Origin of the sequence: Methylovirgula sp. 4M-Z18 (assembly GCF_037890675.1) — a bacterium.
In the GTDB taxonomy this organism is placed as follows: Bacteria; Pseudomonadota; Alphaproteobacteria; order Rhizobiales; family Beijerinckiaceae; genus 4M-Z18.
In genome coordinates, this window is sequence record NZ_CP149574.1 from 819,558 (window position 1) to 841,215 (window position 21,658).

Below are 21,658 nucleotides of genomic sequence, written 5' to 3' on the forward strand. Positions count from 1 at the left end.
GGCGCTTATTCGGTGTAATAGGGACGCTGCGAACGGGCGTTGCAGTAGACGTAGAAGGGCCGCCCCCACGCATCGTAGACCAGCCGTTCGGGCATGAGGCAGCGATCGGACATGGGTCGTTCGACCATGATCCGCATGGGACGGCGCGGCGGGCAGCGGTCGCGGGTGCAATCGATATTGACGGCGCTGCCGCCATCGTGGCTGCCGCCGGCAGTGCCGCCATTGCTATCGCCGCCTGAGGGGCCGGACGGTCCGGCATTGCCGCCGCGCGAGCCGCCATCGCTGCCTCTGCCGTTGGTCGTGGCGGCGGTGGCATTCGAGGCATCGAACACCACCTGAGCGATGCTTGCGGCGCCGAGGACGGCGACCAGCAGGGCTGCGGCAGATGAGGTTTTAAGACGTTGACTGATCATCGTGTTTCTCCGTTGCGAGTGACCTTGCGTTGTGCCGGTCTCTCCAAAACGGCACGTCGGAAGGATGCGCCGGAGCTTGGGCCCCTGCGGTGCGCTTTCTCACGCCGCCGCGTTGACCCGATGACGGCATCTGAGTAGGGTCCGCCCGCAAATTTGGGATTGGCCGATGACCGAAGATTTCATGAATCCGAAGCGCTCGTTTCAGGGGCTTCTCTTGACGCTGCAGCGTTTCTGGGCGGAGCAGGGCTGCGTGATCCTGCAGCCCTACGATATGGAAGTCGGGGCCGGCACCTTCCATCCGGCCACGACCTTGCGCTCGCTCGGCCCGAAGCCTTGGAAAGCGGCCTATATCCAGCCGTCCCGCCGCCCGAAGGACGGCCGCTACGGGGAAAACCCGAACCGCCTGCAGCACTATTACCAGTTTCAGGTCATTCTGAAACCGTCGCCGCCGGATCTGCAGGATCTCTATCTGAAATCGCTCTATGCGATCGGCATCGACCCGCTGCTGCACGACATCCGTTTCGTCGAGGACGATTGGGAGAGCCCGACGCTCGGCGCCTGGGGCCTCGGCTGGGAATGCTGGTGTGACGGAATGGAAGTGAGCCAGTTCACCTATTTCCAGCAGGTCGCCGGTTTCGAATGTTCCCCGGTTTCGGGCGAATTGACCTACGGCCTCGAACGGCTCGCCATGTATCTGCAGGGCGTCGAGAGCATTTATGACCTCAATTTCAACGGCCGCGAGGGCGCGGACAAGGTCACTTACGGCGACGTATTCCTGCAGGCGGAACAGGAATATTCGCGCCACAATTTCGAATATGCCGACACGGCGATGCTGTTCCAGCACTTCAAGGACGCCGAGGCCGAATGCAAGGCGCTTTTAGAAAAGGGCAAGGGCGCCGAGCAGGGCGAGCGGCACAAACTGGCGCTGCCGGCCTATGATCAATGTATCAAGGCCTCGCACCGCTTCAACCTGCTCGACGCGCGCGGCGTGATCTCGGTGACGGAGCGGCAGAGCTACATTTTGCGCGTGCGCGAACTCGCCAAGGCCTGCGGCGCGGCGTGGTTGCAGACCGAAGGCGGCGGTGCGTAAAGTTAAACGGATAGAGCGGATCGCGGCCTTCCAGGCCGCATCTTGCCCGCCATTTGATGCGCGGCCTGGAAGGCCGCGGCCCGCTCATCTTGACGCCGCGCCGTTCAGACGACATGTTATAGCAAACCCGGGGAGCCCGAGAGGGCTGAGAGGCTGCAGTGCGGCGACCCGTTTCACCTGATCCAGGTCATGCTGGCGTAGGGATGGTGCCATGAAAAAGAGTTTCCGGATGGCCTGCCGCGCCGCTTATCTCAAGCGGAGGCGATGATGCGCGTTCGCATCAATGGCGCAGGGATTGCGGGGCTCACCTGCGCTTACGAATTTGCCCGTCGCGGCGCGCGCGTCGAGATCATCGACCAGCGCGATGAGGCCGGCCGCGGCTGTTCCTGGTTTGCCGGTGGCATGATCGCGCCGTGGTGCGAGGCCGAAAGCGCCGAGCCGCTCGTCCTGCGCCTGGGGCAGGAGGCGTTGCGGTTCTGGGCCGAGCATTTTCCGGTTGCGCGGAAAGGCACTTTGGTGGTGGCGCCGCCGCGCGACCGGCATGAGCTCGATCGCTTTGCCCGCCGCACCAGCGCCTACGAATGGGTCGATGCGGATGCCATCGCCGCACATGAGCCGGATCTCGGCGGCCGCTTCTCGCGCGGACTTTTCTTTCACGAGGAAGCGCATCTCGATCCGCGCGCCACGGTCGACGCTTTGGTGCGGCGGCTGGCCGGCGAGATGGGCGTCACCTTCCGGCTGAATGAGAATGCGGATTTCTCCGGCGCAGGCGTCGATGTCACGCTCGATTGCCGCGGGCTTGCCGCGCGGGATGTTTGGCCTTCCCTGCGCGGTGTGAAGGGCGAAATGGTCATCGTCAAAGCACGGGATGTGACATTGTCGCGCCCCGTGCGTCTGCTGCATCCGCGCATTCCGGTCTATATCGTGCCGCGCGCCGGCAATCTGTTCATGATCGGCGCCACGATGATCGAGAACGACGAAGCCGGCCGCATCACCGCGCGCTCGCTGATCGAATTGTTGAATGCCGCCTACACGCTGCATCCAGCATTCGGCGAAGCAGAAGTCGTCGAGATCGGCTGCGACGTGCGTCCCGCCTTTCCCGACAATCTGCCGCGCATCCGCCGCGACGGCCGCATCATCCGCGTGAACGGATTGTATCGGCACGGTTATCTGCTCTCGCCCAGCATCGCCCGCATGACCGCGGATCTGGCGTTCGAGGACAAAATTTACCCTGAGGTTATGCATGAAGATTTCAGTGAACGGGCAACCGCATGAGGTGAGCGCGCGTACGCTGCGCGACCTCTTGTCCGATATGGAGTACGAGGATCTGCCGGTGGCAACCGCGCATAATCATGATTTCGTGCGCGCGCAGGACCGCGACAAGATCGTCTTGAAGGAAGGCGACGAGGTGGAAATTCTCACGCCGCGGCAGGGAGGCTGATCGATGCGTGCATTTGCGCCTTACGGCACCGAGCTTTCCTCGCGCCTGCTGCTCGGCACGTCGCAATATCCGTCGCCCGCGATTCTACTCGACGCGATCAAGGCGAGCGGCACGCAGGTCGTGACGGTGTCGCTGCGCCGCGAGTCCGGCGGCGGCCGCGCGGGGCATGATTTCTGGTCGCTCATTCAGTCGGCCAATGTGCGCGTGCTGCCGAACACGGCCGGCTGCCATACGGTGAAGGAAGCGGTGACGACGGCGCATATGGCGCGCGAATTGTTCGGGACCGATTGGATCAAGCTGGAAGTGATCGGCGAGTCCGACACGCTCCAGCCGGATGTGTTCGGCCTTGTCGAAGCGGCGCGCATCCTGAATGCGGATGGCTTCAAGGTCTTTCCCTATACGACCGAGGATCTCATTGTCGCAGAGCGGCTTCTCGACGCGGGATGCGAAGTGCTGATGCCCTGGGGCGCACCGATCGGCTCGGGTCGTGGGCTCAACAATGTCTATGGCTTGCGCTCGCTGCGTGCGCATTTCCCCGACGTGCCGCTCGTCATCGATGCCGGCCTCGGCGTGCCGTCGCATGCGGGCGCGGCGATCGAGCTTGGCTATGACGGCATCCTGCTCAACACGGCGGTCGCCAAGGCCGGCGATCCGGTCGCGATGGCGCGCGCCTTTGCGCTGGCGATCGAGGCGGGCGTGTTGGCGCGCGACGCCGATCCGATGGAGCCGCGCGACATGGCGGCGCCCTCGACGCCGGTGATCGGCAAGGCTTTTGGGTAAGGATAATGATGCTGCCGCGTTTCTATCTCATCGTCGATAAATCCGAATGGTTGGTGCGCCTGCTGCCGCAAGGCGTGAAGCTGGTGCAATTGCGGATCAAGGATTTGCCGGAAGATCACTTGCGGCAGGAGATCCGCGCCGCAAAAGCGCTCTGTGCCGCGCATGGCGCGCAATTGGTCATCAATGATTATTGGCGCCTCGCCATGGAGGAAGGGTGCGATTTTGTCCACCTGGGCCAAGGCGATCTCGAGAGTGCCGATGTGGCGGCCATTCGCAAGGCCGGAATGAAGCTCGGTGTCAGCACGCACGACCATGCCGAACTCGACCGCGCGCTGGCGCTCGACCCGGATTATATCGCGCTCGGGCCGATCTATCCGACAATCCTCAAGCAGATGCCCTTCGGTCCGCAGGGATTGGAGCGGATCGGCGAATGGAAGCGCCTGATCGGTTCGCGGCCGCTCGTCGCAATTGGGGGCTTGAGCGTCGAGCGGGCGCCGGGCGTTATCGAGGCTGGAGCCGACAGTCTCTGTGTCGTCACCGATGTGCTCCTCAACGCCGATCCGGAAGCGCGGGTGAAGGCCTGGCTCGACGTGACGCGATAGCGACAGCTTTACGCGGTGGACGGCGGTCACCGAAGCGCCTAACCTCGCGAAAATATCAACAGGGAGGGGTGTGATGAGTGAGGCCAAGATTGCGCAGCGCGCGCCGTATCCGGTCGATGTGGTGGAAGGCAAAACCTATTATTGGTGCGCGTGCGGGCGCTCCGCCAACCAGCCGTTCTGCGACGGCTCGCATAAGGTGACGAGCCTCACGCCCATCGCCTACACAGCTGACAAGACCGGCAAGGCGTTTTTCTGCGGCTGCAAACATTCGAATCATCGGCCGCTGTGCGACGGCACGCACAAGACGGTGTGACCGCGAGCCCCGGCAGGGGTGACATCGGCGCGCCATTCGATTAACAAGCGGCAATCTCTTCCTTCCGATTGCCGCCATGCCCGATCTTCTGCTCGAACTTTTCTCCGAAGAAATCCCCGCCCGTATGCAGCGCCAGGCGGCGGAGGATTTGCGCAAGCTCGTGACCAATGCCCTGGTCGATCAGGGCCTGACCTATGAGGGCGCCAAGGCCTTTGCGACGCCGCGCCGGCTCGCGCTGCATATCGCCGGCCTGCCGGTTCGTCAGCCAGACCTTCACGAGGAGAAGAAGGGCCCGCGCGTCGGTGCGCCGGACGCCGCCATCCAGGGCTTTTTGAAGAGCGCCGGCCTTGCCTCGCTCGATGAGGCCAAAATCGAATCCGACCCGAAGAAGGGCGAATTCTATGTCGCCCATCTCCATCGTCCGGGGCGCGAGACACCCCTCGTGCTGGCCGATCTTCTGCCCGGCATCATCCGCAGCTTCCCGTGGCCCAAATCGATGCGTTGGGGCGCCTCTTCGGTCAAGCCGGACACGTTGCGCTGGGTGCGCCCGCTGCATTCCATTCTCTGCACCTTCGGTCCCGAGACCGAAGACACGCAGATCGTCGATTTCGAAGTCGATGGCATCCGCTCCGGCAACGTGACGCGCGGCCACCGCTTCCTCAGCCCCGGCGAATTTCGCGTGCGCCGCTTCGCCGATTACGTCCCGGCGCTGGAGAAAGCGAAAGTCGTGCTCGATGCCGACCGGCGCAAGGACATCATCCTGCACGACGCACGCGATTTGGCCTTTGCCCAAGGGCTGGAACTCGTCGAGGACGAGGCATTGCTCGAAGAGGTCGCCGGCCTGGTGGAATGGCCCGTCGTGTTGATGGGCGAGTTCGACGCGGCCTTTCTCGACATCCCGGGCGAAGTGATCCGCGCGACAATCCGCGCCAATCAGAAATGCTTCGTGCTGCGCGATCCGAAAACCGGCGCGCTCGCGAACAAGTTTTTGCTCACTTCCAATGTGATTGCGCACGATGGCGGCAAGGCGATTGCGGCGGGCAACGGCCGCGTGGTGCGGGCGCGCCTGTCGGATGCTCTGTATTTCTGGCAGACCGACCAGAAGGATCTGCCCGATTTCGCCGGCCAAGGAAAACCGCTCGACCAGCGCATGGCGAAATTGCGGGCGCTCAACATTGTATTTCACGAAAAGCTTGGGACGCAGGGCGAACGGGTGGAGCGGATTCGCAATCTAGCAAGCGGAATGTTGGCACCATATGTCGGTGCGAACCAAATAGAGGTCTTGCGGGCTGCCGAACTCGCCAAGGCCGACCTCATGACCGAAGTTGTCGGAGAGTTCCCGGAAGTGCAGGGCCTGATGGGACGGCGCTATGCTCTGTTACAAGGGGAGAGTGAGGCTGTTGCCGCTGCTCTCGAGGATCATTACAAACCACAAGGGCCGAGCGATCGGGTCCCGAGCGAGCCGGTGAGCATTGCGGTCGCTCTCGCTGATAAGCTCGACACGCTTGTCGGTTTCTGGGCGATCGATGAAAAGCCGACCGGCAGCAAGGATCCGTTCGCACTGCGGCGTGCCGCCCTAGGCGTCATTCGGTTGGTTTTAGAAGATCATTTGCGATTGCACCTCATCGATATCCTCGACCATCACCTGGCTTCGTTTGATGCTATATTTGCGAAACGCGGAGGAGTTACGCGCGCCTTGATCCCATGGGCCGGTAAGCAGGTCGACAAGCGTAGCACCGACCTCCTCGCCTTCTTCGGCGACCGCCTCAAAGTCTATTTGCGCGACAAGGGCGCGCGGCACGATCTCATCGATGCGGTGTTCTCGCTGCAAGGCCAAGACGATCTGTGGTTGATCGTCCGGCGCGTCGAAGCGCTTGGCGCCTTCCTCGATACAGAGGACGGCAAGAACCTGCTCGCCGGTTACAAGCGCGCCGCCAATATCCTGAAGGCGGAAGAAAAGAAGGAAAAGGCTGGGGCGCAGGCATTTTCGCAACCCTATGATGCGGCGTTGCTGCAGCAGGCCGAGGAAAAAGCCTTGGCCGATGGGCTGCACCAAGCGGCCGGCGAGGCCAAGGCGGCGGTGGCTGCCGAAGATTTCGAGACGGCGATGCAGGCGCTCTCGAGCTTGCGCGCGCCGGTCGATGCGTTCTTCCTGAACGTCACCGTCAACGCGGAAGATCCAGCATTGCGGCTGAACCGGTTGCGGTTGCTGAACGGCCTGCGCGCCGCCGTCGACGCCATTGCGGATTTCTCCAAAGTCACCGGCTAATTCGGGCGCGGTATCTTGGACCTGCCCAGTTCGGCGGGACATCGTCCGAACCCGGCTTGGCTCAACTGGCATCCTATTTGCGTCGTTCTGGGAGCTTGGCTTTCCGGGGCGCAAAGATGTGTCTGCGGATTTCACAATGGAGGTGTAAACACAAGCAGAACCCTGGCATTGCTGTCCGCATAGTTTTGACAATCGGATAAAGAATTGATGTCACACGGTAAAATATAAGTGTCGTCTACCACTTTTGGCTGAATTGAACGGGGTGATTCGCGCTTGAGCCCCAGGGGACTTTTGTGTATTTGTGAAGTGTTACATGCATTAGTGTACGAATGTACATGAAAAGGTTCAGAGAAGTTTCGCATGTCGATTTTTTCTCTGATCTGGATGCTGATCAGTAAAGATTGGCGTTGGTAGTTTTTGAGGCGATAATAAAAATGGCCTGGGCATAAATATACATAAGTTTTACAGGCCGAATATTAAGATGGGTGTCATTGCGGCCATTCGGGTGCCAAATTAGTTAGGAAGAACTTAGAAAATAAGTCAAATTGACTAACGGGCTCGGATCGGCAAGAGGATGAATTTTCGGGGAAGCCACAGAGGTCGTCCAATTCAATGAACGGGCGTACCGATTGACAACATAACGCATTCCGAAAGGCTGTGAAAAAATGTCTCAGGCCACGCAGGCTCTGGCTGAGCAGTTTCTGTCTCCCGAGTGGAAGGCGCTCGTGTCGCCCCATGATTTGTTCGGAGATCTTGAGATCAAATTGATCGAGGCCCTGCTCAATGCGGAGCTGAGCCATCATTTGGAACTGGACGCACGCGCGGGAAAGAAGAATTTTCGCAACGGCTATTGGAAGCGCACGATTCCGTGCCGGGACGGCGCGACGATCACGATCCGCATCCCGCGCGAACGCGCCGGCCGCTTCGAGGCGCGCCTCGTGCCGCACCATCGCCGGCATTTTTACGGCTTTACCGACCGGGTTCTCGCCATCTACGCCCATGGACGGGATGTCGCCGAGATCGAGGACATGTTGCCGCTGCTGTACGATCTCGGTTTGCCGCGCGATTTGGCGCCACGGATTACCGATGCGGTGCTCGGCATCGTCCGCGACTGGCAGGAGCGGCGGCTCGAACCAGCCTATCCTTTCGCCCTGTTCGCCGACCTGCCGATGACGACGCAGGAGCGCAAGCTGACCCAGGACCGGCCGGTATATTATGCCTTGGGACTGAAGAGCGATGGCACGCGCGACCTCTTGGGCCTCTGGGTTCAGGACAAATCGAGCGATGATATCTGGCAGCAGATGTTGACTGACCTTGCCGCTCGTGGCCTCCATCGCATCACCGCCGCCGTGACCGGCGATCTCGATGCGCCGCCGATCACCCAACCATCGTCCGGCGCGCCGTTGCCGGAGCGGTGCGAACTCCATCACGTGCACGCGCTCAAGGAACTCTCGACGGTTGCAGCGCGTCAGGCTCTCGTTCAGGACATATTGCGGGCGCTGGCGGGCGGCAACGACGGCCGCCCAAACAACGAGTCTTTTAGCTATGCCCCGTCCTTGGCTTCGGCGCTCGTCTAGGTCCAGCACCTAATCTTTGCCGTTGCCAAACAGGAACGGGGCGACGTCCTTGACTCCAGGCTGCGGGTCGATGTGAAAAGGCATCGGCCGGCACACCGCCATCGCTGAAAGCCCGACGCGTGTCGTGAGTAAGCCGTTCAGTACACCTTCGCCGAGCCGTGCCGAGACTTTGGCGGCAATGCCATGACCGACCAATTGTTGCAGCAGACTGTCACCCGCCGCCATGCCGCCGGTAATCGCAAGATGCGCGGCGACCGATCGCGCCAATTTGAGCAGCCCCAGCAGGCCCGGCCGTCCGCCGTAGATTTCGGCGACACGCCGCATCAGCCGCAGCACATTGGCGAAGACGAAAATGACATCGAGAAACGCGCGCGGACTTAACGTCGTCATCAGCGAGGCGCGCTTGGCCGCCTTGGCGATTTCGCGGGCCACTTCGGCATCACGGCCGCGCATCAATTCGCGCTCGGCAATATCGATCAGGTCGCGGCCGTCGATGATCTCGCCGCTATGTTCGAGCAGCCGCGCCCGCGCCGCGGCGGTTTCGGGCCTTGCCGCATAGAGCGTCACGAGATCGGCGACGAGTTTGCGTGCGCTGCGGGTGTCGTCCTTCGCATGGGCCGCTTCGAGGGCGAGATGCAATTTGGCGATGCGCCGCTGGCGGAAAATGCCGAAGGCTTCGCGCCCCGCCAAGACGGCAAGCGCGAGGACGAGCACGGTGACCAAGGCCACGCCGATCCAGCCCAAGGCCTGCCAGCGCGCGAACAATTGGTCCAGCAATTGCGCGATCCAAAGGCCGGCCGCCAGCGAGACGAGACCGCCGAGCGCGCTCCAGAATAGGCCGCTCCAGGAAATGAACGTGCGCGCGAGAATGCCTCGCGTTTCCGCCCGTTCGATCGCCACCTCCGGTGCGGTTTGGTCCGCCGCAATCGCGTAAGGATCGGGCTGGGCCTCGACCACGACGGGCGCCGACGCCTTGTCTTCGTTGATCACGAGGCCGGCCTCGTCGAGACGGAAAGCGCGCGGCTTTTGCGGTCGCAGCGTCATAGCAGTCTGTCTCCCAGCAAGAACTCCAGCGCCCGGTCGAGCCGGATATGGGGCAGGGGCTGCGGCTGGCCATCCATTTGCAGCGGCAGGGCCGGCGGCCGGAACCGCACGAAGCGGTAATCGGCTTGGTCGGCCGGGGTCGCCAGCGCATCGCCGCGAAAGACATGCCGTGGATCGTCGGGCAATTCGCCGGGAAAGATCGCGGCCTCGGTCTCGCCGTCGAAGATCTTGCCGTCGACGACCTCGCCCGCCATCGGCACGCCGACGATCGCATCGAGGGTCTCGCGGCCATGTTTCACCCGCGCCTCGCGCGTCGCACGCACAGCGGCAAGCGCGATGACATCGATGCCGGCGCCGAGGCCCTCGGCCCGCGCAATGGCGCGCGCAGTGAGAACGCGCAAGATCGCCTCGAGCCGGTCGTGGCTGGTGTGATGCAGATGATCGGCCTTGGTCGCGGCAAAGAGAATGCGGTCGATGCGCGGGCGGAAGATTTGCGCGAACAGCGATGCACGGCCGGCGCGAAACGCCGCAAGTACGTCGCCGAGTGCGTGTTCCAGATCGCGCACGGCGCCAGCGCCGGAGTTCAGGGCGGCAAGGGCGTCCACAAGCACGATCTGCCGGTCGAGCCGGGCAAAATGGTCACGGAAAAAGGGGCGCACCACATGCGCTTTGTAGGCCTCGTAGCGCCGCTCCATCATGGCGAGCAATGTGCCCTCGCCGATCTCCACGCCCTCCGCGACCGGCAGCGGCGAGAAGGTCAGCGCCGGCGATCCTTCGAGATCGCCGGGCATGAGAAACCGGCCGGGCGGCAAGGTGGAAAGCGCAAAATGCTCGGCCTTGGAGGCACGCAAGTAATCGGTGAACAATTGCGCCGCCGTGCGCGCCACGTCTTCGGATTCAACATCGTCCGGCTTGATCGATTTGAGAAAATCGAGCCACGGCGCCGCCAGCGGCCGGCGCGCGTAAGTATCGGTCGCCGCCAAAGTCTCGCGCGACCAGGTGGCGTAAGTCTTGTCGAGGAGCGGAAGATCGAGCAGCCATTCGCCCGGATAATCGACGATATCGATGGTGAGGGAGCGCGCGCCTTTGAACCAGCCAGTGGCGCGCTCGAATTCCAGCGTCAGGCGCAATTCTGAAATGCGGCGGGTCGATTCCGGCCAGCGGCGATCCGGGCCGATCAGCGCGCGTACATGGTCTTCATAGGCAAAGCGCGGCACCGCATCGTCGGGCTGCGGCTTGAGCAGCGCGCCGCTCATCCGCCCCTCCGCATGGACGCGAAACACCGGCAGCTTGCCGTGTCCCGCGCCGGCGCGCAGCAGATTGTGGATGAGGGAGGTGATGAAGACGGTTTTGCCCGAGCGCGACAGGCCGGTAACTCCCAGCCGCAACCCGGTTCCGGCAATGAAATCGGCGAGGGAGGCAGCGGAGACGCGCGTTTCCTGGGTCAGAAGAGACAGAACGTTCAAAGCACTAAACCGAATGGGCGGTTCCGCACATATAAGCACGGATTTCCCGATTGCCATCCGCAGCGTGCGAGATTCTGCCCGGCCCTCCGGCTGCGGTCACGTTGCCCCTATGACTTCGCCGAGATGTTTTGCGCCAGAATGGCGTCGCGCTTCTTGGCGCGCGCCCATTCCTGGTAACGGGCGAATTGCTGGTCGGCGAGAACGCCCACCAGGATCACCGTGCCCATCACGGCGAAATTGAGCGAGCTTGGAATGCCGAGCAGATTGACAAGATTCTGCAGGATCTGCAGCAAGATCGCGCCCAGCACAATGCCGAACACCGAGCCCTCGCCGCCACGCAGCGAACAGCCGCCGAGCACAGCCGCTGCAATGCCGTAGAGTTCGTAGAAATTGCCATGCGAGGCCGGCGAGACGGAGCGCGTGTACATGACGAAGTAGACGGCCGACAGGCCGGCGAGCGCGCTGGCGATGATATAGGCGGCGGCAATCACTTTCGATGTCGGGATGCCGGAATAGCGTGCCGCCTCCTCGTTCTTGCCGACCGCGCACAGGTAGCGGCCATAGACCGACCAATGCAGGACGACACCCATGATCACGGCCACAGCGATGAAGACGACGAAACTGTGCGGGACGCCATAGGTGCGCCCGGTGGTCAGCCATTCGAGCGTCGGGAAGCTCTGCCCGAACTCGAAGCCCGCCGTGCCGTCGCCCGTGTACCAACGCGCAACGCCGCGATAGAGCAGCAGCCCGCAGAGGGTGACGATGAAGGGCTGCATTCGCATCTTGAGGATGAGAAACGCGTGAATGGCGCCGATCGCCATACCGGCGAGGACCATCAAGAGGACGGCGACGATCCAGTTCATCTCATAGGTGGTCAACAGGCTGATGAAGACCACGCCCAGAAGCGCGAAGAGCGAACCGACCGACAGATCGATGCCGCCGGTGATGATCACGAAACCGGCGCCGATCGAATAAAGGCCATAAAGGCCAATGAGATTGGCGGTGTTGGAGAGATTGATCGGCGAGATGAAGCGCGGATTGATGAATGCGGTGACGCAACCGATGATCAAAACCAAGACGAGAAGGCTGATATCTTTCTTTACCATTGATGACAGGCCCTCGTTCTCAATGTTGCGTCTGGCCGACGGCGAGTCGCATGATGTTTTCCTGCGTGAGTTGATCGCGCTTCAATATGCCCGTCACGCTGCCCTCGTGCATCACCGCGACGCGATCGCTGACACCGATGATCTCCTCTAGATCGCTCGAGATCATCAGGATCGCCACGCCTTTGTTGGCGAGGCCGCGCATCAGATCGTAGATTTCCATCTTGGCGCCGACATCGACGCCGCGTGTCGGCTCGTCGAAAATCAGGACCCTGGGCTGCATCGAGAGCCATTTGCCCAGCACGACTTTTTGCTGATTGCCGCCTGAGAGGGTGCCGGCATGGGTCGCAACGCTGTCGGTCTTGATCTTGAGCGCCTTGCGCTGCGCCTCGGCGTTCCGCGCCTCGCGGCGCGCGTTGATCAACGTGAGATCGGCATAGGCTTTCAGGTTGGGAAGCGAGATGTTGTTCGCGATGCTGTGATCGAGAATGAGGCCAGATTGCTTGCGGTCTTCCGGAATGAGATACAGGCCTTTGGCGATCGCTTCGCGCGGATTGCCGATCGTCGCGGCCTGGCCGTCGAGCAGAATGTCGCCGCTCAGAGGTTTGTCGATGCCGAAGACGGCGCGCGCGAGTTCCGTTCTGCCTGAGCCGATCAGGCCGGCAAAGCCGAGAATTTCGCCGCGCTGCACGGCGAGGTTCACGGTGCGCTCGGGATAGGTCGAGGTGCGGAAATTCACGAGTTCGAGCGCCGTCGCGCCGGGCGCCGCCGCAGGGGCGGCATAAAGATCGCGCAAGTCGCGGCCGATCATCATCCGAACCATGGAATCGTGGCCGATAGAGCCGCGCTCCAGCGTGCCGACCATGCGGCCGTCGCGCAAGACCACGACCCGGTCGACGCATTGCTGCACTTCGCCCAAACGATGCGAGATGAAGATCACGGCGACGCCGCTGCGCTTCAGCTCCTGAATGATGCTGAGCAGCCGGTCGGTCTCGGCGATGGTGAGGCTGGAGGTCGGTTCGTCCATGATGACGACCCGTGCGCCGAGAGACAGCGCCTTGGCGATTTCGAGCTGCTGACGCTGGGCGATCGAAAGACTGGCCACGAGCGTTTCGGGTTCGAAATCGCAGCCGACGCGATCGAGCAAGACGCGCGCATCGGCGTAGATCTTGCTGCGGTCGATGAGCTTCAGCGGTCCGAAAATGCGCGGCTCACGGCCAATGAAAATATTGCCTGCGACATCGATGTTCTCGAACAGGTTGAGTTCCTGATGCACGAAGGCGATGCCCGCGGCCATCGCGTCCTTGACGCTCAGGGAAGCTCTGTCTTGACCGTCAAGCTTGATCGCGCCGGTACTCGGCGCGACGATCCCGCCGAGCACTTTCATCAGCGTGGATTTGCCGGCGCCATTCTCGCCGATCAGGCCGATCACTTCGCCGGGCGAGATCGACAGGCTCACGCCGGAAAGAGCCTGCACGCCCGGATAGGCTTTGCCGATTCCAATCAGTTCCAAAAAGGGTGTTGTCATAGACTGCCTCAGCCCCGAAGCAAAACGATGCGCTCTTGGAGCGTGAGTATCCTGCCGCCGCCGCGATCATGCAACCGCGACGGCAGCGATTGGAGCTTACTTGCCCTGAAGTTCTTTCAGGTGCTTGGCATATTCGTCGACATTCTCCTTGGTGATCGTCTTGGTCGGCACGATCATCAATTGGTTGGCCGGAATGAAGGATTTGTCGCCATCGAGAATCTTCGCCATGGCCTTCATGCCCTGATAGCCCCATTCGTAGGGCTGCTGCACGACGGTGCCCGCTACGGTGCCTTCCTTGACGCCGCCGAGGGTGATCGGATCGTCATCGAAGCCCGTGACCGTGATCTTGCCCAGGGCGCCCGCTTCCTTCAGTGCCTGGTAGATCTGCGGAATGTTGTAGGAGTAGATGCCGAGCATGCAATTCACGTCGGGATGCGCGGTCAGCGTATCTTCGACATTGCGCTTGGCGCGCGGTTGATCGATGTCGTCGGCACGCACGTCGACGATCTCGATTTTCGTGCCCTTGATCGTATCCTTGATGCCGTCGATGCGCTCGCGGGCGTTATCGGCGCCGGGCAGGCCGACATAGGCCACGCACTTGCCGCCATTGGGCAGCGCCTTTTTCAGAAGTTCGCCGACCTGATTACCAGCGAGCGTGTTGGAGGAGCCGATATAGGCCAGGCGCTTGCTGTTCGGTGCGTCGCTGTCCGTGGTCAGCAGCAAGGTCTGCGAGCCGACGCGGCTCAGGGCATCGGTTTCGGTCTTGGGATCGACGGCGCTGACGATGATGCCCGAGACGCCGGAGGCGACGAGGTCGTCCATCAACCGCTCTTGCACCGCGGCGGCCGCTTGTTCGGGATATTTGAATTGGAGCGTGTAATTGGGCAGTTCGGACTGTGCCTTTTTGACGCCGGCCTCGGCCGCCTTCCAGAAATCCGATGCCCCGTTCGGCACGAAAACGAGGACCTTTTTATCGGCCGCCTGTGCGCCGATTGCGGCGGATAGCGCAAGGGCACTGATCGCGCATGTCAGAAGAACCTTCTTCATCGTTACCTCCCGGAGATATTCCAAATTGTCATTTTGGTTTGTGCGGCGGGGCTTTTTTACGACCCTCGTAAAAAAGCTCGCACCAATGCCCGACCTTGTCAACAATTCGCAAAAATAATTACTCAATAATCTAAAAGATGTTACTTATTAAGTGTATAAGTATGATAATATGCGCATATTGATTTGAAATGATGATTGGATCGATGAAAAAACTACGGACCCCGAAAAAAATCTCGCAGGGAGAGCGCGCGGAAGATTCCAAGCCGCCGCGGGGTCGCGGTAAAGGGGGACGCGATCGGCGTCCGACCATGACCGACGTCGCGGAAGCCGCGGGCGTATCGCAAACGACGGTGTCGCTCGTGCTCAACGGCGCAGGGAGCGCGCGGCTTGCGGGGGAGACGCGCGAGCGCGTCTTGAAGGCGGCGCAAGCCCTGGACTATCGGCTGATCAAGCGCGGCCTGTTGCCGAAAACACCCGGCGGCGGCGCCGCAATCGGCTTCGTCGCTAACGAAATGTCGACCGATCCCTGGACGGCAATCGCGCTTGACGGTGCGCGCGAGAAGGCCTGGGAGCATGGATTGACGATTCTTTCCGCCGTGACCGGGGGCGACGCCGAGCGGGAACAGGCCATCCTCGCCCATATGGCTTCGCAACCCCTGCTGGGGCTCATCTACGGCACGATGTACACGCGCCGTATTGAGCGCCCGCAGATCCGCAATGTGCCGACGGTTCTGCTGAATTGCTATCTCGCCGACGGCTCCTTGCCCTCGATCGTGCCGGGCGAAATTGCGGGCGGGCACACGGCGACACGGCGCTTGCTGCGCGCCGGCCATCGACGCATCGGCCACATCATGGGCGAGGCGCGGATGGACGCCTCGCATGACCGGCTGAAAGGCTATCGCAACGCCCTCGCCAATGCGGATCTCCCGTTCGACCCGGACCTCGTCCGCCCCGGCAATTGGGAGCCGAGCTCCGGCTACGAGCAAACGCAGGTGCTGATGCGGCTCGCCGAGCCGCCCACGGCGATTTTTTGCGCGAATGATTTAATGGCGATCGGCTGCATGGATGCGCTGAAGGAAATGGGCAAACGCATCCCCGACGATGTGGCGGTCATCGGCTACGACAATCGCGACCTCGCCCCCTTCACCCGTCCGGCCCTCACCACCGTCCTGTTGCCGCATTACGAAATGGGCGAGCAGGCGGTGGATTATCTCGTCCACTATGCCCGGCGCCCGCCGCTGCGTGCGCCGCAGCTCAAAGTGGAATGTCCGCTCATCGAACGGCGGTCGGTCGGTCCGGCCGCGTCTGTGCCCTGTTGAGCCGACGCCATTGCGACGCGAAAGCGGTTCTTGACTTTCCCCTGCACCAGAACGGAAAACATCCCATGCTTCCTCTTTATTCCGCCTGCATCGAGTGGCTCTTTGCAGCCGAGGCCCCTGATTTTGCCGACCGCATACGCGCCGCCGCGCGCGCCGGCCTGGGCGGTGTCGAATTCTGGTTCTGGCGTAACAAGGATATTCCGTCGATTGAAGCCGCTCTGGCGGAGACGGGCCTCAAGCTGACGAGCCTGGTCGCGGAACCGATGGTGCCGCTGACCGATCCGACGTGCCATGGCGCATTTCTCGAAGGCTTGAAGGAGAGCGTCGACATGGCGCGCCGGCTCAAGTCGCCGGTCCTCATTGCGCAGGTCGGCGACGATCTGCCGGGGCGGGGCAGGGCGGAGCAGCGACAGGCGATCATCGATTGTCTCGGCCGTGCCGCCGATAGTCTGGCAGGATCCGGCGTTCGGCTGGCGATCGAACCCCTGAACACCTTGGTCGATCACGTCGGCTATTTCCTGCCTTCGACGGAAGAGGGGCTGGATATTGTCGATGCGGTGGGGCGGACGGAGATCCGCCTTCTCTACGATATCTACCATTCGGCGGTCATGTCGGAGGACATCGCGGCTGTCCTGGCCGGCCGGGTGGACCGGGTCGCGCATGTCCATCTCGCCGATACGCCGGGGCGACATGAGCCGGGCAGCGGCAAGCTCGACTGGCAGAAGCGCGTCGATTGGCTCTATGCGCAGGGTTACGAGGGCCTCGTCGGTCTCGAGTACAAGCCGAGGGGCGGAACCCTCGACAGCCTGGCGGCGCTGAACCTCAGTGCGCGGGGAAGCCGCGTTTAATCTTCGATTTCGCCGAAATGCGCCGAGGTCACGAAACGGTCGAGCCGTCCGCTTTTGACCTGAACCTCGCGCCAGCTCTCGATGTCGAAGTCGATGACCGTCAAGGCGGCGGTCGGATATTTGCTCGCCAGCCTCTGCGCGGCATAGCGGTCGCCGTAGCCGATCAGGTCGACGGCGAATTGATGAATGCCGGGATTGTGTCCGACAAGCAGCACGCTCTTGGTCTTGTTGGACGCGTGCCGCATCACTTTCAGCAGCGTCGCGGGGGACGCGTCGTAGACATGCGGTTCCATCTGCACGAGAACGGCCGCCTCGCCGCCGAAATGTTCCAGCACGTCGCTCAGCGTCTGGCGCGTCCGGGCGGTGTCGGACACGATAGCCGCATCCGGGATGAGCTGCTCGTCCTTCAGATATTGTCCGATCTGCGCCGATTGGTTGTGGCCGCGTGTCGTCAGCGGCCGCTCCTTGTCGCCGCCGCCGGCAAGCGGCGCGGCCTTGGCGTGGCGCAACAGCATGAGACGAAACATGAGCAATCCCCGAGCAAAATGCAGGTTGTCATGTCACAAAGATGGTGCTGCGATCAAGCGGGTTTCTTAGGTCCTAGTTCTTGCGGCGGCGCAGGTTATCAAAATAGACGATGACGATGATCAGCCCGCCGGTAATCACTTTCTGCCAGGCATTGTTAATGCCGAGTAGATTGGCGCCATTGTTGATCGTGGTCAGAATGAACGAGCCGAGCAGGGGGCCGTGAATCGAGCCCACAGCGCCAAACAGGCTGGTGCCGCCGATCACCGAGGACGCGATGGATTTGAGTTCATCGCCTTCACCCTGGAAGAAGCTGCCGATGCCGAGCCGCATGGCGAGCATGACGCCGACAAAGGCCGCGCAAAGCGAGGACAACATATAGGCGATATAGGTGATCCGCTGGACTTTGACGCCCGACAAGCGCGCGGCTTCCTTATTCGAGCCGATCGCGAAAAGGTAACGGCCCCAGCGGCTTTGATGGAGGAAAAAATATCCAGGTACTGCAACCAGAACGACCAGCCAAAACAAATTGGGGATGGTGAGAAAATCGCCGACCGCAAAGCCGGTGAAATTATCATCGGTAATCGAGATCGAAGCGCTGGTGATGAGCTGCCCAAACCCTCGGATTGCGGTCAAAGTCGCCAAAGTCATGATGAAAGGCGGCAAGCCAAGTTGCACGACGCCAAAGGCATGAAACATGCCGATGGCCAAGCCGATGCCGAGCGTACCCGCGATGGCGAGCCACACGGGCCACCCGTTCTGGAGCATGAGTGCAATGATCAGGCTGCAAAAACCTTCGACTGCGCCGACCGAGAGATCGATGCCGCCGGTGATAATCACGAATGTTTGCCCGAGCGCCAGAATTGCTACCATCGAGCCTTGGCGCAGAATATTGGCGAAATTGTTCCATTGCAGAAAGCTTTGCGGCACAGTTACAGCTAAAAACAGCCACATGAGAAGGAGCAGACCGACGAGCGTCAATCCGAGAAGGATGTCCAACCGCGCGCTGGCCTTTTTCGCCGCTTTGTCCTGCACACTCATATTGCGTCCTCCCCCATATATTTTATCGCGCTTTTCGCGTCAGACGCCAATCGCTTCGGTTAATATCGTCTCGTGCGACGCATCCTTGAAATCATGCGAGGCGACGAGTGAACCGCGACGGAACACGTGCAACCGGTCGGCCAATTCATAGACTTCCGGCAGATAAGACGAGATCATGATGATGCCTGCGCCTTGATGCAAAAGCTGTCCCATGAGCCGGTAGATTTCCGCCTTGGTGCCGACATCGACGCCAACTGTCGGCTCATCGAAGAGGAAGAGCTTAGCGCCATGGTTCAGCCATTTGCCGATGACGATCTTTTGCTGGTTGCCGCCCGACAGGCTCGATGCATTGGCTTGCCGCGACGCCGTCTTAATCCGCATGTCCTTGATTTGGCGCTCCGCCGCCTTTGCTTCTTGCGGCAAATTGATCAACGGCCCCGTCGAGAGACGATCGAAGATCGGCAGATTGATATTAAAGCCGACGCCGAGATTGAGACAAAGCCCTTGGTCGCGGCGGCTTTCCGGCGCAAGCGCAATGCCCAAATCCATGGCGGTGCGCTCTGAACCGATGACAACGCGGTTGCCCTGCCAGAGAATCTCGCCGCCGGTCGCCGGAAAGCGCCCGAAGAGACTCTGGACGAACTCGCTGCGGCCGGCGCCGATCAGGCCATAGAGACCGACGATTTCGCCTTCACGCACCGATAGGGAAATATTGTTGAAGCCAGGACCGCTCAAACCCTTGGTCTCCAGGATCGTTGCGCCGAGCGGAATTTGGTCTTTGTGATAAATCTGCTCAATGGAACGATTGATCATCAAGGCGATTAAATCGTTTTCATTGGTCTCCGTGATGAGCCGCGTGCCGACCAATGCGCCATCGCGCAGGACCGAAACGCGGTCGCATAGCTCGAACACTTCTTCCAGGCGGTGACTGATATAGACAATGGTTGTTCCATTGGCCTTTAACTGGCGGATGAGCCTGAACAGGGCGTCCGATTCCTGCCGCGTGAGATAGGCTGTTGGCTCATCGAAAATGAGAAATTTTGCGCTGCGCCGTTCGGCCCGCGCCGTGGCAACAAGCTGCTGCTGGCCGATGGTGAGCGACGACAACAGAGCGCCGGCGGGAAGCGAGAAACCCAGCGAGTCAAGTAGTTTTTGGCCTTCGCGAACCATGGTGCCATGCTGCAACAGGCCGAATTTAACGGCCTCGTCGCCAAGGAACAAATTGGCGGCGACTGTGAGATGGGGGCACAGCACCACCTCTTGATGAACCGCATTGATCCCAAGGCCGATCGCTTCATGCGGATCGTTGAGCGGAACGGATTGTCCCTGCCAGTAAATTTCGCCGGACGTGCGCCGATGAACGCCAGTCAGCACTTTGATCAGCGTCGATTTTCCCGCACCGTTCTCGCCGACGATGGCGTGGATCTCGCCGCGTTCAAACGACAGGTCCACCGCCTTCAAGGCATGGGTCGCGCCAAAGCGTTTGTCGAGCTGGTGCAGCGACAGCAAAGGGGCGGGTGCGGCGGCTGTAGAAGGTGGATCAGTGAGTGACATGTCCGGGCGCCTTTTCTTGGCAACGAATGGGCCGGCGGAAGTGTGACACGGCTGGGACAAGTCCCAGCCGTGTCATATCGTCAGATGGCAAGCGCCAAGAGCGATTGTTTACTTAATGTTGGGGCTCAGCAATTCTTTAGCGCGTGGCTCTTTCATATTTGCGGTGGTGATCAGATTTGCGCCGGTATCGACAAAGGTTTCGACCTTCTCGCCTTTTGATGCCGCCAGAGCCGTCTTGATGCCGTCATAGCCCATCCGGTATGGGTCTTGAACCACGAGGCCAGCCAAAACGCCATCGGCCAAGAATTTGACCGTCTTGTCGTCAGAGTCAAAGCCGATCACTTTGATCGCGTCCTGCTTCTTATTCTCGGCAATCGCCTGGCCCGCTCCCTGCGCCATGATGAGGTTGGACGCAAAAACACCACGCAGATTCGGGTTGGCCGTGATCAAATCGGTCATGATGTTCAGGCCCGTCGTCGCCGTGCCGTCTGCAACTTTGTCGGCCACCAGTTTGAGGCCAGGATATTTGGCGGCGAGTTCTTCCTTAAAGCCTTTCGCGCGCTCGTCGAGCGAACCAACGCCGGGGATGGAGGTGATGAGTGCAACGTCGCCTTCAGGCTTGCCATATTTGGCTGCGATGGCGGCGGCGAGACCATCGGCCGCAATGCGCCCCCCCTGAACATTGTCCGTCGTCAAAAATGACGTGAAGGCTTTGGAATCGGCAGCCGAATCGATACCGATAATTTTGACTGACTTTGCTGCCTCGTCGATCGGCTTGCCAAGCGCAGCGCGCTGGGTGGGCGAGATCACGATGGCCGCGGGCTTGGTGGAAACGGCATTTTCCAGGATCGAAATCTGACCGTTAATGTCGGATTCCGATTGCGCACCGAGTTCCGGCACGTTCACGTTCAAGTCCTTACCGGCTTTACGCGCACCAGCCAGAACGATCTGCCAATAAAAAGACGTCGTATCCTTGACGATAATCGGGATCGTCGGCTTGTCGGCGGCCGAGGCCGGCGCGGCAAAAGCTGCCATCGATACCGCTGCCAAAATGGCAAGCAAACGCGCTTTCATGAGTTCTCTCCCTGGGATCTTATATGCGCGCCGCTCACGGCGGCTCATACGCCAGCGAATAATGCCGCACTGGAATATAAAGTCAATCTAGCATTCCAGTGGCAGGGCAAAACAAAACGCGCAGGCTTTAACGCCTGCGCGCCGAAAATCGCGCGGTCCGGTCTCGTTACGCTCGTCGGATCAGCGACAGCAAGACAAGGATGATCACGCCGCCGATCACGCCGTTGATCAGTTCCGCGAGGAAGGCACTCTCAACGAGATGAAAATTGAGTTTTTGCAAGATGAAGCCGGCCAGGGCCGCGCCGACGATACCAAGAATGATGTTCAACATGACGCCGAAACCGGCGCCGTCAACGATTTGGCCGGCGAGCCAGCCTGCGATGCCGCCGACAACAATCCATTCAATAAAACCGAGCATGATATCCCCCACAAACTGCGAAGCGCGACGCCGCGCCCCTAGGGTTAAAGATGACCTTCGTAAGATATATTGGCGCGACCAGCGCTATTCAGACGCTTGACTTTACTCAGAATACCCCAACCGGCGTCCTTAAGACAAAAGTAAACACTTCATTCATGAACCGATTGTGAACGAATATCAAACGTTTTTCGCTCAGTCATCCTGCA

General features: G+C 61.0%; 21 protein-coding genes and 1 riboswitch. Of the genes, 10 read left to right on the top strand and 11 right to left on the bottom strand.

The window, feature by feature from the left end; all coding sequences use genetic code 11:
* Positions 1–5: 5 nt before the first annotated feature.
* Complete coding sequence (locus V9T28_RS03685) at positions 6–413, bottom strand: hypothetical protein (RefSeq protein WP_116400896.1); 408 nt, start codon at positions 411–413, stop codon at positions 6–8.
* Positions 414–594: 181 nt separating this feature from the next.
* Between V9T28_RS03685 and V9T28_RS03690 the strand changes: the two genes are divergently transcribed.
* The 8 genes from V9T28_RS03690 to V9T28_RS03725 all read left to right on the top strand — a co-directional run bounded on the left by V9T28_RS03690 (position 595) and on the right by V9T28_RS03725 (position 8,485).
* Positions 595–1,503 carry a glycine--tRNA ligase subunit alpha gene (locus V9T28_RS03690; RefSeq protein WP_199500144.1) on the top strand — a complete coding sequence of 303 codons (909 nt, stop codon included), beginning with the start codon at positions 595–597 and terminating at the stop codon, positions 1,501–1,503.
* A 118-nt stretch (positions 1,504–1,621) separates the two neighbouring features.
* Positions 1,622–1,725: riboswitch (TPP riboswitch) on the top strand.
* 45 nt (positions 1,726–1,770) lie between these two features.
* Positions 1,771–2,778 carry an FAD-dependent oxidoreductase gene (locus V9T28_RS03695; RefSeq protein WP_116401085.1) on the top strand — a complete coding sequence of 336 codons (1,008 nt, stop codon included), beginning with the start codon at positions 1,771–1,773 and terminating at the stop codon, positions 2,776–2,778.
* Complete coding sequence (gene thiS, locus V9T28_RS03700; protein WP_339071813.1) at positions 2,759–2,944, top strand: sulfur carrier protein ThiS; 186 nt, start codon at positions 2,759–2,761, stop codon at positions 2,942–2,944. Before V9T28_RS03695 ends, thiS begins: the two co-directional genes overlap by 20 nt.
* Before the next feature lie 3 nt (positions 2,945–2,947).
* Complete coding sequence (locus tag V9T28_RS03705) at positions 2,948–3,724, top strand: thiazole synthase (protein ID WP_116400899.1); 777 nt, start codon at positions 2,948–2,950, stop codon at positions 3,722–3,724.
* A gap of 5 nt (positions 3,725–3,729) precedes the next feature.
* Entirely contained in the window at positions 3,730–4,326 is a 597-nt protein-coding gene (locus V9T28_RS03710) for a thiamine phosphate synthase (protein WP_116400900.1), read from the top strand.
* 73 nt (positions 4,327–4,399) lie between these two features.
* On the top strand, positions 4,400–4,639 hold the full coding sequence (locus V9T28_RS03715) for a CDGSH iron-sulfur domain-containing protein (RefSeq protein ID WP_116400901.1): 240 nt from the start codon (positions 4,400–4,402) through the stop codon (positions 4,637–4,639).
* 76 nt (positions 4,640–4,715) lie between these two features.
* Positions 4,716–6,908 carry a glycine--tRNA ligase subunit beta gene (gene glyS / locus V9T28_RS03720; RefSeq protein ID WP_116400902.1) on the top strand — a complete coding sequence of 731 codons (2,193 nt, stop codon included), beginning with the start codon at positions 4,716–4,718 and terminating at the stop codon, positions 6,906–6,908.
* Between the two features lie 665 nt (positions 6,909–7,573).
* On the top strand, positions 7,574–8,485 hold the full coding sequence (locus V9T28_RS03725; RefSeq protein ID WP_116400903.1) for a transposase: 912 nt from the start codon (positions 7,574–7,576) through the stop codon (positions 8,483–8,485).
* 9 nt (positions 8,486–8,494) lie between these two features.
* Here V9T28_RS03725 and V9T28_RS03730 read toward each other — a convergent pair whose 3' ends face one another.
* From V9T28_RS03730 to V9T28_RS03750, 5 genes are all read right to left on the bottom strand, one after another.
* Positions 8,495–9,529 carry a YcjF family protein gene (locus V9T28_RS03730; protein WP_116400904.1) on the bottom strand — a complete coding sequence of 345 codons (1,035 nt, stop codon included), beginning with the start codon at positions 9,527–9,529 and terminating at the stop codon, positions 8,495–8,497.
* Positions 9,526–10,995 carry a YcjX family protein gene (locus V9T28_RS03735; RefSeq protein WP_116400905.1) on the bottom strand — a complete coding sequence of 490 codons (1,470 nt, stop codon included), beginning with the start codon at positions 10,993–10,995 and terminating at the stop codon, positions 9,526–9,528. Before V9T28_RS03735 ends, V9T28_RS03730 begins: the two co-directional genes overlap by 4 nt.
* Positions 10,996–11,102: 107 nt before the next feature.
* Positions 11,103–12,101, bottom strand: a complete 999-nt coding sequence (locus V9T28_RS03740; protein WP_116400906.1) for an ABC transporter permease — start codon at positions 12,099–12,101, stop codon at positions 11,103–11,105.
* A gap of 19 nt (positions 12,102–12,120) precedes the next feature.
* Positions 12,121–13,626, bottom strand: a complete 1,506-nt coding sequence (locus V9T28_RS03745) for a sugar ABC transporter ATP-binding protein (RefSeq protein WP_116400907.1) — start codon at positions 13,624–13,626, stop codon at positions 12,121–12,123.
* A gap of 96 nt (positions 13,627–13,722) precedes the next feature.
* Complete coding sequence (locus V9T28_RS03750; protein ID WP_116400908.1) at positions 13,723–14,673, bottom strand: sugar-binding protein; 951 nt, start codon at positions 14,671–14,673, stop codon at positions 13,723–13,725.
* A gap of 308 nt (positions 14,674–14,981) precedes the next feature.
* Here V9T28_RS03750 and V9T28_RS03755 point away from each other — a divergent pair, with 308 nt between their 5' ends.
* A complete protein-coding gene (locus tag V9T28_RS03755) occupies positions 14,982–15,992 on the top strand; it encodes a LacI family DNA-binding transcriptional regulator (protein WP_116401086.1) in 1,011 nt (336 codons plus the stop codon).
* Positions 15,993–16,057: 65 nt separating this feature from the next.
* On the top strand, positions 16,058–16,840 hold the full coding sequence (locus V9T28_RS03760; protein ID WP_116400909.1) for a TIM barrel protein: 783 nt from the start codon (positions 16,058–16,060) through the stop codon (positions 16,838–16,840).
* Here the strand turns inward: V9T28_RS03760 and V9T28_RS03765 are convergent.
* The 5 genes from V9T28_RS03765 to V9T28_RS03785 form a co-directional block, all read right to left on the bottom strand.
* Entirely contained in the window at positions 16,837–17,367 is a 531-nt protein-coding gene (locus V9T28_RS03765; RefSeq protein WP_116400910.1) for a SixA phosphatase family protein, read from the bottom strand. The two genes, V9T28_RS03760 and V9T28_RS03765, sit on opposite strands and share 4 nt — an antisense overlap.
* Positions 17,368–17,440: 73 nt before the next feature.
* Positions 17,441–18,406, bottom strand: a complete 966-nt coding sequence (locus V9T28_RS03770) for an ABC transporter permease (RefSeq protein ID WP_116400911.1) — start codon at positions 18,404–18,406, stop codon at positions 17,441–17,443.
* Between the two features lie 39 nt (positions 18,407–18,445).
* A complete protein-coding gene (locus V9T28_RS03775) occupies positions 18,446–19,960 on the bottom strand; it encodes a sugar ABC transporter ATP-binding protein (protein ID WP_116400912.1) in 1,515 nt (504 codons plus the stop codon).
* A gap of 108 nt (positions 19,961–20,068) precedes the next feature.
* The gene (locus V9T28_RS03780; RefSeq protein WP_245424111.1) at positions 20,069–20,995 is read right to left on the bottom strand and encodes an ABC transporter substrate-binding protein; all 927 of its coding nucleotides are present in this window, start codon (positions 20,993–20,995) and stop codon (positions 20,069–20,071) included.
* Between the two features lie 205 nt (positions 20,996–21,200).
* Positions 21,201–21,452, bottom strand: a complete 252-nt coding sequence (locus V9T28_RS03785; RefSeq protein WP_116400914.1) for a GlsB/YeaQ/YmgE family stress response membrane protein — start codon at positions 21,450–21,452, stop codon at positions 21,201–21,203.
* Positions 21,453–21,658: the final 206 nt, after the last annotated feature.